Raw genomic sequence first — 14,940 nt, forward strand, 5'->3', positions numbered from 1 at the left:
ATATTTCACCAAAAACTTGACCTTTTCTATCATAAGCTATACGTTGTGAAGTCGATGAAAATGATTTCGTCTTATTTTGTAAAATAATAACAAAAGATTTTGTGTATATTTATGCAAGATTTAACAACTTGAAAGCATAGTTAGTCATAAATACCAACCCTTTAAATGTTGGTAGTTCTGTCTGGAAGACAGAGAAGCAAAGGGAGAATTGCAATGGCTTTATATGATCCTAGTCTTGAAAAAGACAACTGTGGATTTGGTTTAATCGCCCACATGGAAGGACAACCAAGTCACAAACTGGTTCGTACAGCAATTTCGGCATTGGATCGCATGACCCACCGAGGCGGTATCGCCGCTGATGGTAAAACCGGTGATGGTTGTGGTCTTCTATTACAAAAGCCCGACTCATATTTACGCCTCATCGCTGAAGAAAACGGCTTCAACCTCGGTAAGCAATACGCTGTAGGTATGATGTTTTTCAGCCAAGACCCAGTCAAGGCACAATCCGCTAAAGACATCATCAATAAAGAGTTAGCTCAGGAAACACTAACCGTTTCGGGTTGGCGTGACGTGCCTACCAACTCAGATGTTTTAGGCCCGATCGCACTGGATTCGTTACCTAACATTCAACAAGTGTTCATTTCAGCTCCAGCAGGCTGGCGTGAGCGCGACATTGAGCGTCGTTTGTATATCGCACGCCGCCGCATAGAAAAGCAAATCACACAAGACAGTGATTTTTATATCTGCAGCTTGTCCACACAGGTGATTGTATATAAAGGTCTGTGTATGCCAGCAGACTTACCACGCTTTTACCTGGATCTTGCAGATTTACGCATGGAATCAGCTATTTGCTTGTTCCACCAGCGTTTTTCAACAAATACCCAACCACGTTGGCCGCTGGCTCAACCGTTCCGCTACCTGGCACACAATGGTGAAATCAACACCATTGAAGGCAACCGCCAATGGGCACGCGCTCGTGCATACAAATTCGCTTCGCCACTACTGCCTGATCTGCAAACGGCAGCTCCATTTGTTAACGAAACGGGCTCTGATTCATCCAGCCTGGACAACATGCTTGACCTTTTCCTCGCGGGGGGCATGGACGTCTTCCGCGCAATGAGAATGCTGGTGCCGCCTGCATGGCAGAACCACCCGGATATGGATCCGGACTTGCGTGCGTTCTATGACTTCAACTCTAAACACATGGAGCCATGGGATGGCCCTGCTGGCATCGTATTATCCGATGGTCGTTATGCCGCGTGTAACCTAGATCGTAATGGCCTGCGCCCAGCTCGTTATGTGATCACCAAAGATCAACTCATCACGCTGGCGTCAGAAGTGGGTATCTGGGATTACGCCCCCGACGAAGTGGCAGAAAAAGGCCGTGTTGGACCAGGCGAATTGTTGGTCGTTGACACACGCCGCGGGAAATTGTGGCAATCAAGTGAAATTGATAACGATCTAAAAGGTCGCCACCCATATAAAGAGTGGATGGACAACAACGTCCATAAGCTCACACCATTTGCTCAATTGCCTGAAGATCAGGTAGGTGAGCGCAATTTTGACAGCGATTTGCTCAAGACCTATCAGAAGCAATTCGCTATGACCAACGAAGAAGTCGATCAAGTCCTTAGAGTGCTTGGTGATATGGGTCAAGAAGCCGTTGGCTCTATGGGAGATGATACCCCGATGGCCGTTCTTTCTTCTAAAGAGCGCCTAGTTACCGACTACTTCCGTCAGAAATTTGCTCAGGTCACCAACCCGCCGATTGACCCGTTGCGTGAAAAACACGTCATGTCATTGGCGACCAGTGTTGGCCAAGAAATGAACGTGTTCTGCGAAACCGATGGGCACGCTCATCGCGTAACTTTTGATTCGCCGGTACTGCTTTATTCAGACATGCAGCAACTGCTCGAACTGGCTGATGCGCACTACCGTAACACCATCTTAGATATCAATTACGATCCTGAGAGAAAAGACCTAAAACAAGCGATCAACGACTTATGTGACCAAGCAGTCGATGTTGTGCGTGAAGGGACTGTATTGGTGGTTTTATCTGATCGCGCGTTAGTGAAAGGCAAGCTGCCGATTCCTGCGGCGATGGCAGTAGGCGCGGTGCAAACACGTTTGATTGAAGAGAATCTTCGTTGTGATGCCAACATTATTGTCGAGACAGCCACTGCTCGCGATCCACATCAGTTTGCTGTTCTACTTGGATTTGGTGCAACAGCGGTTTACCCATATTTGGCTTATGAAGCCTTAGGTAAACTGATTGATGATGGTGCGCTTGAAAAAAGCTACCGCGATGTGATGCAAAACTATCAATATGGCATCAACAAAGGCCTCTACAAGATCATGTCCAAAATGGGCATATCCACTGTTGCCTCTTACCGTTGTTCACAACTGTTTGAAGCGGTGGGTCTGAGTGAAGATGTCGTCGAACTTTGCTTCCGAGGGGTCACGACTCGTATACAAGGCGCCAGCTTCGACGACTTCCAGCAAGACTTGTTTAACCTTTCACGCAAAGCCTGGGCTAAACGTAAAGCCATTGAACATGGTGGTTTACTGAAATATGTCCATGGCGGCGAGTATCATGCCTATAACCCGGATGTCGTTGGCACATTGCAACAGGCCGTCAAATCTGGTGAGAGTGGTGATTATCAGAGTTTTGCCAAACAAGTAAACCAACGTCCGGTTGCGATGTTGCGAGACTTGATGACGCTGAAAAAATCTGCGAAGCCGCTACCACTAGAACAGGTCGAACCAAGCACTGAACTGTTTAAACGCTTTGACTCTGCCGCAATGTCCATTGGCGCTCTGAGCCCAGAAGCTCATGAAGCTTTGGCAACTGCAATGAACCGCCTCGGTGGCTATTCAAATTCAGGTGAAGGTGGCGAAGATCCACGTCGCTTCGGTACAGAGCGTAACTCTCGTATTAAACAGATTGCCTCAGGTCGATTTGGTGTGACCCCGCATTACCTAACCAATGCCGACGTACTGCAAATCAAGGTCGCGCAGGGTGCAAAACCGGGTGAAGGTGGTCAGCTTCCAGGGCATAAGGTTACAGCGGAAATCGCTAAGCTACGTTATTCGGTACAAGGCGTCACGCTGATCTCTCCGCCGCCGCACCACGATATCTATTCGATTGAAGATTTAGCTCAGCTGATCTTCGACCTAAAACAGGTCAACCCAAACGCCTTAGTATCAGTCAAACTGGTTTCTGAACCTGGTGTTGGCACTATTGCCACTGGTGTGGCAAAAGCGTATGCAGACTTGATCACCATCTCAGGCTATGACGGGGGAACAGCTGCCAGCCCACTGACATCGGTAAAATACGCAGGTTGCCCTTGGGAGCTAGGCCTTGCCGAAACTCAACAAGCACTGGTGGCTAACGGGCTTCGTCACAAGATTCGCCTTCAAGTGGATGGCGGTCTAAAAACAGGTTTAGACGTTGTAAAAGCCGCGATACTCGGCGCTGAAAGCTTCGGCTTTGGAACAGCTCCTATGGTAGCGATGGGCTGTAAGTTCCTGCGTATTTGTCACCTCAATAACTGCGCAACTGGCGTCGCCACTCAAGACGAAATGCTACGCAAAGAATTCTTTAAAGGTCTACCTGAGCAAGTGATGAATTACTTTGTCGGTTTGGCTGATGAAGTACGCGCCTTGCTAGCAGAGCTGGAAGTGGAAAAACTCACCGATCTCATCGGTCGTACTGAACTGCTTGAGACAGTAGAGGGCATGACCGCCAAGCAAACCAAGCTCGACTTAAGCAATATTCTTGAAGCGCCTGTATCACCGGAAGGTCATCCACTATTTTGGACAGAACCTAACACACCGTTTGATAAGGCTGAGTTGAACCAGAAGATCATCGATGATGCCCTTTCAGCCGTAGAGGCACGCGAGTCCGCTAGCTTCTTCTATAACGTCATCAATACCGATCGCTCGATTGGTGCACGTCTATCAGGTGAAATTGCTAAGCGCTATGGAAACCAAGGCATGGCGGCAACACCCATTAAGCTCCACCTTGATGGCACCGCTGGACAATCATTTGGTGTCTGGAATGCCGGTGGCGTAGAACAGTATCTCACTGGCGATGCCAATGACTATGTTGGTAAAGGCATGGCTGGGGGCAAGTTGGTCATCAAACCACACTTAGGGACAGCATTCCGCTGTAATGAAGCCACCATCATTGGTAACACCTGCTTGTACGGTGCAACCGGGGGCAAACTCTTTGCAGCAGGTACGGCTGGCGAGCGCTTTGGCGTACGCAACTCAGGAACCATCGCGGTTATTGAAGGCGCAGGCGACAATGCTTGTGAATATATGACTGGTGGAATTGTGGCAATTCTTGGCGCAACCGGAGTCAATTTTGGCGCAGGTATGACAGGCGGGTTTGCCTACGTTCTTGATAAGAACGAAGACTTCCAAGGCCGAGTGAACAATGAATCAGTCGAGGCACTGGCGCTGTCTGATCTCTATATCCATCAGGAACATTTACGTGGCCTGATTGCAGAGCATCTTGAAGAGACAAACTCAGTTCACGCTGAAGATATTCTGGCGAACTTTGATGAATGGATTCCAAAGTTCTATCTGGTGAAACCTAAAGCCGCGGATCTTCGTACCCTGCTTGGTCACCAAAGTCGTAGTGCCGCAGAACTTCGCGTTCAAGCGCAGTAATCATGGAGGATGTTTGAATCATGAGCCAGAACGTATACCAATTTATTGACGTACAACGTGTCGATCCTGCGAAGAAACCGATTAAAGTTCGCAAGATTGAATTCGTCGAGATTTACGAACCCTTTACTAAACAGCAAGCCACTGCCCAAGCTGATCGCTGCCTCGATTGTGGTAACCCATACTGCGAGTGGAAGTGTCCTGTTCATAACTACATTCCGCAGTGGCTGAAACTTGCCAATGAGGGGCGTATTCTTGAAGCAGTAGAGCTATCTCATCAGACAAACAGCCTGCCTGAAGTGTGTGGCCGAGTCTGTCCACAGGATCGATTGTGTGAGGGTTCTTGTACCCTCAATAACGATTTTGGTGCCGTCACGATTGGTAACATAGAGAAGTACATTACCGACAAAGCGTTTGAAATGGGTTGGAAGCCCGACATGTCACAAGTCGAATGGACAGACAAAAAGGTGGCCATTATCGGCGCAGGCCCTGCAGGACTTGCTGCCGCAGATATTTTAGTGCGCAATGGCGTCAAACCTGTCGTTTTTGATCGCTACCCTGAAATCGGAGGCCTACTCACTTTTGGCATCCCATCGTTCAAACTGGAAAAAGGCGTGATGGAAAATCGTCGCCGCGTCTTCACAGATATGGGCGTTGAATTTCGCCTCAACGTTGAAGTCGGCCAGGATATAACGATGCAGCAACTGCTCGACGATTATGATGCTGTTTTTCTAGGGGTCGGAACATACAAGTCTATGCGAGCTGGATTAGAAAACGAAGACGCGCCGGGCGTATACGATGCACTGCCGTTTTTGATTTCCAACACTTACAAAGTCATGAACTTAGAAGACACACAACCCTTCGTAGATATGGCGGGTAAAAAAGTGGTCGTACTCGGGGGTGGCGATACCGCAATGGACTGTGTTCGCACGTCAATCCGACAAGGCGCCTCTAACGTCATTTGTGCCTATCGACGTGATGAAGCCAATATGCCGGGCTCTCGTCGAGAAGTAAAAAATGCCAAGGAAGAAGGCGTCGACTTTAAGTTTAACCTTCAACCTTTGGGTGTCGAAGTGGATGTCTCTGGCAAAGTATCGGGTGTGAAAGTGGTTAAAACGGCCCTCGGAGAACCCGATGAAGCCGGACGTCGTCGCCCAGAACCTGTGGAAGGGAGTGAACATGTTCTGCCAGCAGACGCTGTAATTATGGCGTTTGGATTCCAGCCGCATAAGATGGAATGGCTAGCGCCTTATGATGTGGAGCTCGATCAGTGGGGAAGAATCAAAGCCCCTTCTGAACAAGAGTTTCAGTATCAGACCAGCAATGAGAAAATCTTCGCGGGTGGTGATGCTGTGCGAGGCTCGGACTTAGTCGTGACCGCCATTGATGAAGGACGCAAAGCTGCAGAAGGAATCCTTGATTACCTTGAAGTCTGATAAACGATCATTGATATGAAATTTGGGTTGACGTTTGTGCGTCAACCCTTTTTTATAGAAGTTCTTTAACTAATACACTTAGTTTATAACAATAAGGACATTGTGAATGAAAAGGCCCGCGCTCTTAATCACTTCCGTGATGCTACTATCCGCTTGCAGCCAAGGAGTCCAAACTATGACTGATCGCACCTCATCACCATGTGGTGATAAACCGAACTGTGTTTCCACGCAAGACGAGAGAGAAAAACACCAACTCGCCCCGTTCACTCTCACCAGCCATGCTAGTATCGACGCAATTGAAAATGCGGCACTTCAATTACCCGGTGCAAAAACAGCGGTAAAAGAAGAAGGCTATTTGAGGATAGAATGCACATCAAAAATCATGCGCTTTGTTGATGATCTTGAGTTACGCATAGAAGGAAACAACTTGTTGGTTCGTTCTGAATCCCGCACGGGATACTCAGATTTCGGCGTCAATCGAAAACGCGCCGAACAACTGAGAGCATTATTGCGTAGCGCGGAGCAGGTTCAGTAACCAGACATAAAAAAACCGAAGCGAACGCTTCGGTTTTTACTGTGCTGCGCTATTTAATCGCGAAAAACAACCAGACGCTTAGGCGCGACCTTTCCGTCATCGTTCAATTCCGCAACACCAATAAAGGTACGCTCATCACCCGAGGTCATGCGCAGCGTTCCTTCTGGTACACCAAGAACATACACTGGCTGTCCGTGCTGAACTAAGTCAGTCTGCTCCGCATTGAGGTTCACTTCCGGTAAATCTTCCACCGCAGTGTCCATTGGCAGTAACAATGGGTCGAGTACCTCACGTGGTGCCACTTCATCACGGTGTGCTTGCTCCAACAACTCATTAAGTTGCTCAAGCGTCACCATTTTTTCGTATGGATAGTTAGCGACTGCCGTACGACGAAGCATAGTCACGTGTGCACCACAACCAAGCATTTCACCAAGATCATCAACTATCGTGCGGATATAAGTGCCTTTTGAACAATGCACTTCCATCTCAATTTCGTCACCTTCAAAACGATGTAAGATGATTTCATAAACCGTGATCTTGCGAGCTTCACGCGGGACTTCGATACCTTGACGAGCGTACTCGTATAAAGGCTTACCTTGATACTTGAGCGCGGAAAACATCGATGGCACCTGATCCGATTCACCGCGGAACTTGTCGATACACGCTTCCAGTTTCGTCATATCGACATCAACAGGGCGAGTTTCGATAACTTCACCGTCCGAGTCCGACGTATTGGTGCGCTCACCTAGCTTGGCGATAACACGATAACGCTTATCTGAATCGAGGAGGAACTGCGAAAACTTCGTGGCTTCTCCAAGACAAATTGGCAGCATGCCAGTCGCAAGCGGATCCAGAGCGCCAGTATGCCCGGCTTTCTCTGCAAAATAGATGCGTTTGACTTTCTGTAACGCATCATTGGATGAAATACCTGTCGGTTTATCTAACAGGATGACTCCATCAATTGGACGACCTTTACGACGGCGAGCCATTATGCGTTGTCCTCTTCCGAGTTTTCGCCATCACGGCCAGCGTCTTGCTGCTTACGTTTGTCTTCACTTACCACTTCGCTGACAAGGTTAGACATACGCATGCCTTCAACCAAAGTGTTGTCGTATTCGAAACGAATTTCAGGTGTCAGACGCAGACGAATGCGTTTACCCAGCATCATGCGAATGTGAACTTCGTGTTCACGAAGTGCTTTTAAGCATGACTCAGGTGTTTGTTCACCCACACATAAGAAGGTCACGAACACCTTTGCATACGCAAGGTCACGAGACACTTCTACGTCTGAGATAGTAACCATACCCAAACGTGAATCACGAACTTCACGTTGTAGGATCATGGCCAGTTCTTTTTGCAACTGCTGCGATACTCGCTGCGTGCGGCTAAATTCTTTTGACATATCTTTTCTCTTATTAGAAAGAATGGGGGGATGGATAAATTCCAGCCCCCCATGGCGTATTCAACAACCTGTTACCGACACTCACTGCCGGTAAAGTTAGTCAATTAGTCTAGAGTACGTTTAACTTCAACAACTTCGAAGACTTCGATTTGGTCACCAACGCGAACATCATTGTAGTTCTTAACGCCGATACCACATTCGTAGCCGTTCTTAACTTCTTGAACGTCGTCTTTAAAGCGACGTAGTGACTCTAGTTCACCTTCGTAGATAACCACGTTCTCACGTAGTACACGAATAGGGTTATTACGCTTAATAGTACCTTCAGTAACCATACAACCCGCGATAGCGCCAAGTTTAGGTGACTTAAATACATCACGTACTTCTGCAAGGCCGATGATTTCTTGCTTGAACTCTGGAGCAAGCATACCGCCCATTGCTTGTTTCACTTCGTCAATCAATTGGTAAATGATTGAGTAGTAGCGCAGGTCTAGGTTTTCTGTTTCGACTGCACGGCGAGCTGTTGCATCAGCACGAACGTTGAAACCTAGGATGATAGCGTTAGAAGCAGCTGCTAGAACGGCGTCTGTTTCCGTTATACCACCAACACCAGAACCAACGATGTTCACTTTCACTTCTTCAGTAGAAAGTTTACGTAGCGAGTCTGCGATAGCTTCCACAGAACCTTGAACGTCTGCTTTAAGTACTACGTTAAGCTCAGCCACTTCACCAGCAGCCATGTTAGAGAACATGTTCTCTAGTTTCGCTTTTTGCTGACGTGCTAGTTTAACATCACGGAATTTACCTTGACGGTAGTTAGCAACTTCACGTGCTTTACGCTCATCACGAACAACAGTCGCTTCGTCACCAGATGCAGGCACACCAGACAGACCGATGATTTCTACTGGGATAGAAGGACCCGCAGTGAAAATTTCTTGACCATTCTCGTCACGCATTGCACGAACACGGCCGTACTCTTGACCACAAAGAAGGATATCACCTTTGTTTAGAGTACCAGACTGAACCAGTACAGTGGCAACAGGACCGCGACCTTTATCTAGGCGAGATTCAACAACCACACCAGACGCCATGCCTTCTTCTACCGCTGTCAGCTCAAGAACTTCAGATTGTAGAAGGATAGTTTCTAGCAGGCCTTCAATGTTTGTACCCTGTTTCGCAGAGATGTGAACGAACATGTTCTCACCGCCCCACTCCTCAGGAATAACATCGTACTGAGCTAGCTCATTCTTAACGTTATCTGGGTTCGCGTCTTCTTTATCGATCTTGTTCACTGCAACAATCAGAGGTACACCCGCTGCTTTCGCGTGCTGGATTGCTTCGATTGTCTGTGGCATTACGCCATCGTCTGCTGCTACAACAAGAACAACGATATCTGTTGCCTGAGCACCACGAGCACGCATTGCAGTAAACGCCGCGTGTCCAGGAGTATCCAGGAAGGTAATCATGCCGTTTTCAGTTTCAACGTGGTATGCACCGATGTGCTGTGTAATACCACCAGCTTCACCTGAAGCAACGTGTGCTTTACGGATGTAGTCAAGTGTCGATGTCTTACCATGGTCAACGTGACCCATGATGGTAACAACCGGAGCACGAGGAACTGCTTCTGCATTGCTGTCACGATCTGACAGTACTGCTTCTTCTAGCTCATTCTCTTTACGCAAAATTACCTTGTGACCCATTTCTTCAGCAACAAGTTGTGCTGTTTCTTGGTCGATAACCTGGTTGATCGTCGCCATTGCGCCCATCTTCATCATTACTTTGATAACTTCTGTGCCTTTTACAGACATCTTGTTAGCAAGTTCTGATACAACGATGGTTTCACCGATAACAACGTCAGCTTTCGCAACGGTAGCTGTCTTATCGAAACCTTGTTGCATTGATGCAGGTTTCGCCAGTTTACCTTTGTTGCGACCTTTACCGCCACGCTGGTTACGGCCGCCACGATTTTGATCATCGTTACCAGAAGTTTTCTTCTTCTTCTTACGACGACCACCTTCTTCTTTGCGGTCTGCAGCGTCTTCCGCTTCACGTGCGTATGATGAAGTCGTTACATGGTAGTCAGAGTTTTCCAACTCTTTCTTCTTCTGTTCCGCTTCAGTCCAACGAGCTTCATTTTCTTCCGCTAGTTTACGCGCTTCTTCAACAAGCTTAGCCGCTTCTTGTTCCGCTTTACGTTGGGCTTCTTCTTCCTGACGACGTTTAAGTTCGTCAGCTTCTTTTTTCGCTTGCGTGTTCACTTCCGCATTTTTTGCATTCATGTCTTTCTTAGCCTTATCAGCTTGTACGCGTTTGGCTTTTTCTTCAGCGTCACGTTTTGCGTCCGCTTCTCGCTTCGCTTTTTCTTCGGCCTCGCGTTGTGCTTTCTCTGCAGCTTCACGTTTTGCTAGCTCTTCAGCCTCACGCTTCGCAAGCTCTTCAGCTTCACGCTTTGCTGCTTCCTCAGCCTCGCGGTTTGCGTCGTCTTCGATAATGCTGCGCTTCACATAAGTTCGCTTCTTGCGAACTTCTACTTGAACATCCTTACTCTTGCCGCCACCTGCGTTTACGCTAAGTGTGCTGCGAGTTTTACGCTGTAGAGTTAAGCGAGTAGGCTCAGCTTCACCAGAAGTGTCGCCGTGCTCTTTCTTAAGGTGAGTCAGAAGCTTCTGCTTCTCTTCTTCAGAAACCTGATCTGTACCCGCTTTCGTCATACCGGCATCAGCAAGTTGCTCTAATAAGCGGTCCACTGGTGTACCAATTTCTTCACTCAGTGCCTTAACAGTAATTTTTGTCATGCCGCTTTCTCCTTGCTGAAATTTATGCGTCTTCGCCGAACCAACAGATGTTACGTGCTGCCATGATTAGCTCACCCGCATACTCTTCGGTTAGACCTTCAATACCTTCGAGATCATCGATACCCTGGTCAGCTAAATCTTCCAGTGTTGCTACACCTTTCGCTGCCAGTTTAAATGCCATTTCACGCTCTAGGCCTTCTAGAGCAAGTAGGTCTTCTGCAGGCTCTAAGCCTTCAAAAGATTCTTCCTGAGCCAGAGCCAGTGTAGTTAGGGCATCTTTTGCACGATTACGTAGTTCTTCGACAAGATCTTCGTCCAGACCATCGACTTCAAGCAGTTCGTTTACTGGTACGTAAGCTACCTCTTCAAGAGAAGAGAAACCTTCTTCAACTAACAGCTGAGCAAAATCTTCTTCGATATCTAGGTACTTCATGAAGTTTTCAATTGACGCTTGAGACTCTTCTGCGTGTTTCTTCTGCAGATCTTCAACCGTCATTACGTTCAGTTCCCAACCTGTTAGTTGAGAAGCTAGACGTACGTTTTGACCGTTACGGCCAATAGCTTGCGCTAGGTTATCGGCTTCAACCGCGATATCCATTGCGTGAGCATCTTCATCAACGATGATAGAAGCCACATCTGCTGGCGCCATTGCATTGATAACAAACTGAGCTGGGTTATCATCCCAAAGCACGATATCAATACGCTCACCGCCAAGCTCGCCAGAGACTGCCTGTACACGTGCACCACGCATACCAACACACGCACCCACTGGGTCGATACGCTTGTCGTTAGTCTTCACAGCAATCTTCGCACGAGAACCAGGATCACGAGCCGCACCTTTCAGTTCTATGATCTCTTCTGCAATTTCCGGTACTTCAACACGGAATAGCTCCGCCAGCATTTCTGGCTTAGAACGTGTGATGAATAGTTGGAAACCACGCGCTTCTGGTGCTACGCGGTACAGAAGGCCACGAACACGGTCACCCGGGCGGTGGTTTTCACGAGGAAGCTGGTCATCACGTAGGATTACCGCTTCAGCGTTGTTACCTAGATCAAGTACTATAGTTTCGCGGTTAACTTTCTTAACCACACCAGTAACTAGCTCACCTTCATTGTCGATGAACTGCTCAACGATCTGTGCACGTTCAGCTTCACGAACTTTCTGTACGATAACCTGCTTCGCTGTTTGCGTAGTAATACGGTCAAACGTTACTGATTCGATTTCATCTTCTACGTAGTCACCAATCTCAATCGTCTCATCATCAAACTGTGCAGCTTCAAGAGAGATTTCTTTTGTTGGGCTTTCTACTTCTTCAACTACTAACCAACGACGGAAAGTATCGAACTCACCCGTTTTACGGTCAATTTCAACACGAACATCGATTTCGATTTCGTGTTTCTTCTTTGTAGATGTAGCTAGAGCAATCTCTAGGGCTTCAAAGATGCGCTCACGAGGTACCCCTTTTTCGTTCGATACCGCTTCTGCTACCGCTAAAATTTCTTTACTCATTTTAAATAGCCTCTAAGACCTTAATTAAAATTTAGGGATCAGGTTAGCTTTTGAAATGTTGCTTAGAGCAAACTCTTCTGCGTTGCCGTCCACAGTAACTGTTACTGTTTCACCTTCGATTGCGTGGATAACACCTTTCCACTTACGACGGTTACCAACAGCCATTTTCAAAACGATGCTTACCTCGTGACCAATAAATTGTTCATAGTGTGCTGCTTTGAAAAGTGGTCTTTCTAAACCTGGAGAAGACACTTCTAGGTTGTAAGCCACGGTGATTGGATCTTCAACGTCCATTACTGCACTAACCTGACGGCTAACTTCTGCACAGTCATCCACAGAGATGCCATTTTCATGGTCAATAAAGATACGTAGCGTTGAATGTTCGCCTGCGCGAATAAATTCTAATCCAACTAACTCATAACCTGATGCTGCTACTGGCGCTTCAAGCATTTCAGTAAGTTGTCTTTCTAAACCAGTCATTTAAACCACTCCAGAAACAAAAAAAGGGCTCAGAGCCCAATTTAAATTCCAAGCAATGTCCGAACTTCTGCAATGCAGAAATTCAGATAACAAAAAACCCCGAAAGTCGGGGTTTTTTGATGCTGGACCCTGATGTGTTAAGCAATCAAAGTTTGCTTAACTCACAGTTGCTATTGCGACTGTGCAAACTTGTCCACATCCAGTAAAGGATTGGTTGCGGGGGCCGGATTTGAACCGACGACCTTCGGGTTATGAGCCCGACGAGCTACCAAGCTGCTCCACCCCGCGTCCGACTTGTCGAGCATTATACGCTCTCCAAGGTGTTTTACAAGTTTGTAAACAATGGTGCCGAGAGAGGGACTCGAACCCTCACACCTAAGGCACTAGCACCTCATGCTAGCGTGTCTACCAATTTCACCATCTCGGCAGCTAAATCTTTAGCTTATTGAGGAATTTCGTCGCCTGTTGGGGCTGGAACTTCACTCGCAGCATCATCAGCTTGCTGGATAACTTGACCTTGAGTCGGGTCAACCCACTGAGATTCAGTTTTATGAGTCGACATGTTACCTAGCACTAAGCTAAGGATGAAAAATACTGTTGCAAAAATTGCAGTCATTCGGGTTAGGAAATTACCTGAGCCGCTTGCGCCAAACACTGTGTTTGATGCGCCTGCACCGAATGAGGCTCCCATATCTGCGCCTTTACCTTGTTGAATCAGCACTAGGCCGATTACACCAACCGCTGCCAACAGGTAAATCACAAGTAGAACTGTAAACATGATTTCCACCTATGTTCCAAATTGTTGAGCCAGCGCCGCTCGAAAACTCATTCTTGATGTTTTTGAACAAGGCTAGCGACCTCCTTATCGAAGGCCGAGCAATACTAGCGAAAGGTTATTACGCTGACAAGTAGAATTTTTCAAAAAAAGACGACTTGATGGCTAAGCGGTCAAAAAAAGGACAAAAGTCATACTTTTCTTTTTACTTGCCAGTACATTTTGTCTAAAACGCTGAAAACTCAGGGCTGAATTCAATTCGGCCACTGCGATCGGTAAACTCATTCTCTGCCAGTGCTAACACTTGAAATGCACCAGCAGACGCTTCCCACTGACAACAAAAGCTGTACTTTTCACTCGCTTCAAAGCCAAAGCGAGAATAATACTCAGGTTCACCCAGTACCACACAAGCTGGGTAGCCAAACTCTTTTAGCGATTCCAGCCCCTCTTTAACTAACTCTGCCGCCAAACCTTGTCGGCGGTAGTCTGCTTTTATGGCGAGTGGAGCCAAGCACTGCCAGTTTAAGTCTTCACCATTTAATGTAACCGGACTGAACATGACGTGCCCAACCAATTCTCCTTCATCATTACAGGCAACCAATGATAAGGTTCTACGTCCGTTCTCTCTTAGCCTCATCACTAAATCTGCTTCAGTTTCTGTTTCAAAAGCAGACTTCAGTAGCCTGTCGACGGCAAGAATGTCAGCCGGAGCTTCAGTTCGAATAAGCATTGATAACCTCACTTTGTGCGAGTGGCGATTGTAACCCTTTCTGCACAAAATCGGCTAGTTCATTTAATAGTGTTTGCAACGGTTTCGGCAGCTGCTCTAAATCGACACTGTCCATCAGGTTCTTTATCTCTAACCCCAGCTCCGTATCTCCTTCTATAGACAAGCGGCGCTGGAAGAACAAAGTATCAGGATCTTCTTTTCGCCCAGCAATCAAAACCAGATCATTGAGATTGCCTCGAAAAGCAACGTCTTCTTTAACGGCTGAATCCGCAACCATCAACTGGCTATCTTGGTAACTAACATACCAACTTAGCTGCATATCTTTTATCTCAATTTTCAGCCACTTACCTTCTAGAAATTCAAAATCACCATCCTCAAGAGACTCTCTAAAAACGCTTTTTAGCCCCTCTAATAAGACTTTTTTTTGTACACTTTTAGGTAATAAGTGGACTGGAGATCGCAAAATTGATGCGGCATTTTCAACTAGCTGGGTGCGAATCTTGTTAATCACGAGCGTTATCCGTTACTTTGTAAATAGGATACTCATCATAATGGATGATGATGGAGCGATTCCTGTTGTGTATCAAAAAATTAGTCTGATACCGC

Annotated in this window: 11 protein-coding genes and 2 tRNA genes; 3 read left to right on the forward strand and 10 right to left on the reverse strand. The window is 47.0% G+C overall.

Going from position 1 to position 14,940, the window contains the following annotated elements; all coding sequences use genetic code 11:
• The first annotated feature begins 213 nt into the window (after positions 1-213).
• The 3 genes from gltB to FIU99_RS13535 all read left to right on the forward strand — a co-directional run bounded on the left by gltB (position 214) and on the right by FIU99_RS13535 (position 6,645).
• Entirely contained in the window at positions 214-4,677 is a 4,464-nt protein-coding gene (gene gltB, locus FIU99_RS13525) for a glutamate synthase large subunit (RefSeq protein WP_006958043.1), read from the forward strand.
• Positions 4,678-4,697: 20 nt separating this feature from the next.
• Positions 4,698-6,110 carry an FAD-dependent oxidoreductase gene (locus FIU99_RS13530; protein WP_006958044.1) on the forward strand — a complete coding sequence of 471 codons (1,413 nt, stop codon included), beginning with the start codon at positions 4,698-4,700 and terminating at the stop codon, positions 6,108-6,110.
• A gap of 106 nt (positions 6,111-6,216) precedes the next feature.
• Complete coding sequence (locus FIU99_RS13535; RefSeq protein WP_039951264.1) at positions 6,217-6,645, forward strand: DUF1499 domain-containing protein; 429 nt, start codon at positions 6,217-6,219, stop codon at positions 6,643-6,645.
• Between the two features lie 53 nt (positions 6,646-6,698).
• Here the strand turns inward: FIU99_RS13535 and truB are convergent, their stop codons facing one another.
• The 10 genes from truB to FIU99_RS13585 form a co-directional block, all read right to left on the reverse strand.
• On the reverse strand, positions 6,699-7,634 hold the full coding sequence (truB, locus tag FIU99_RS13540) for a tRNA pseudouridine(55) synthase TruB (RefSeq protein ID WP_006958046.1): 936 nt from the start codon (positions 7,632-7,634) through the stop codon (positions 6,699-6,701).
• The gene (rbfA, locus tag FIU99_RS13545; RefSeq protein WP_006958047.1) at positions 7,634-8,047 is read right to left on the reverse strand and encodes a 30S ribosome-binding factor RbfA; all 414 of its coding nucleotides are present in this window, start codon (positions 8,045-8,047) and stop codon (positions 7,634-7,636) included. The genes truB and rbfA overlap by 1 nt, the downstream gene beginning before the upstream one ends.
• A gap of 104 nt (positions 8,048-8,151) precedes the next feature.
• Positions 8,152-10,839 (reverse strand): translation initiation factor IF-2, encoded by a 2,688-nt coding sequence (gene infB, locus FIU99_RS13550; protein ID WP_006958048.1) that lies wholly within the window; start codon positions 10,837-10,839, stop codon positions 8,152-8,154.
• 22 nt (positions 10,840-10,861) lie between these two features.
• A complete protein-coding gene (nusA, locus tag FIU99_RS13555; protein ID WP_006958049.1) occupies positions 10,862-12,349 on the reverse strand; it encodes a transcription termination factor NusA in 1,488 nt (495 codons plus the stop codon).
• Positions 12,350-12,373: 24 nt separating this feature from the next.
• Positions 12,374-12,829 carry a ribosome maturation factor RimP gene (gene rimP, locus FIU99_RS13560; RefSeq protein WP_006958050.1) on the reverse strand — a complete coding sequence of 152 codons (456 nt, stop codon included), beginning with the start codon at positions 12,827-12,829 and terminating at the stop codon, positions 12,374-12,376.
• A gap of 211 nt (positions 12,830-13,040) precedes the next feature.
• Positions 13,041-13,117: transfer RNA gene (locus FIU99_RS13565), tRNA-Met, on the reverse strand.
• Positions 13,118-13,172: 55 nt separating this feature from the next.
• Positions 13,173-13,256, reverse strand: a tRNA-Leu gene (locus FIU99_RS13570).
• 15 nt (positions 13,257-13,271) lie between these two features.
• Positions 13,272-13,607 carry a preprotein translocase subunit SecG gene (gene secG / locus FIU99_RS13575; protein ID WP_006958051.1) on the reverse strand — a complete coding sequence of 112 codons (336 nt, stop codon included), beginning with the start codon at positions 13,605-13,607 and terminating at the stop codon, positions 13,272-13,274.
• A 223-nt stretch (positions 13,608-13,830) separates the two neighbouring features.
• Entirely contained in the window at positions 13,831-14,334 is a 504-nt protein-coding gene (locus FIU99_RS13580; RefSeq protein WP_006958053.1) for a GNAT family N-acetyltransferase, read from the reverse strand.
• Complete coding sequence (locus FIU99_RS13585) at positions 14,318-14,845, reverse strand: SCP2 domain-containing protein (protein ID WP_039951266.1); 528 nt, start codon at positions 14,843-14,845, stop codon at positions 14,318-14,320. Before FIU99_RS13585 ends, FIU99_RS13580 begins: the two co-directional genes overlap by 17 nt.
• Between the last annotated feature and the right edge of the window lie 95 nt (positions 14,846-14,940).

It is taken from the genome of Vibrio sp. THAF64, from assembly GCF_009363455.1.
GTDB classification, from domain to species: Bacteria; Pseudomonadota; Gammaproteobacteria; order Enterobacterales; family Vibrionaceae; genus Vibrio; species Vibrio coralliilyticus.

Coding starts and splice junctions, on each gene's coding strand:
- gltB (WP_006958043.1), top strand. CDS start 214: ATGGCTTTATATGATCCTAGTCTTGAAAAAGACAACTGTGGATTTGGT.
- FIU99_RS13530 (WP_006958044.1), top strand. CDS start 4,698: ATGAGCCAGAACGTATACCAATTTATTGACGTACAACGTGTCGATCCT.
- FIU99_RS13535 (WP_039951264.1), top strand. CDS start 6,217: ATGAAAAGGCCCGCGCTCTTAATCACTTCCGTGATGCTACTATCCGCT.
- truB (WP_006958046.1), bottom strand. CDS start 7,634: ATGGCTCGCCGTCGTAAAGGTCGTCCAATTGATGGAGTCATCCTGTTA.
- rbfA (WP_006958047.1), bottom strand. CDS start 8,047: ATGTCAAAAGAATTTAGCCGCACGCAGCGAGTATCGCAGCAGTTGCAA.
- infB (WP_006958048.1), bottom strand. CDS start 10,839: ATGACAAAAATTACTGTTAAGGCACTGAGTGAAGAAATTGGTACACCA.
- nusA (WP_006958049.1), bottom strand. CDS start 12,349: ATGAGTAAAGAAATTTTAGCGGTAGCAGAAGCGGTATCGAACGAAAAA.
- rimP (WP_006958050.1), bottom strand. CDS start 12,829: ATGACTGGTTTAGAAAGACAACTTACTGAAATGCTTGAAGCGCCAGTA.
- secG (WP_006958051.1), bottom strand. CDS start 13,607: ATGTTTACAGTTCTACTTGTGATTTACCTGTTGGCAGCGGTTGGTGTA.
- FIU99_RS13580 (WP_006958053.1), bottom strand. CDS start 14,334: ATGCTTATTCGAACTGAAGCTCCGGCTGACATTCTTGCCGTCGACAGG.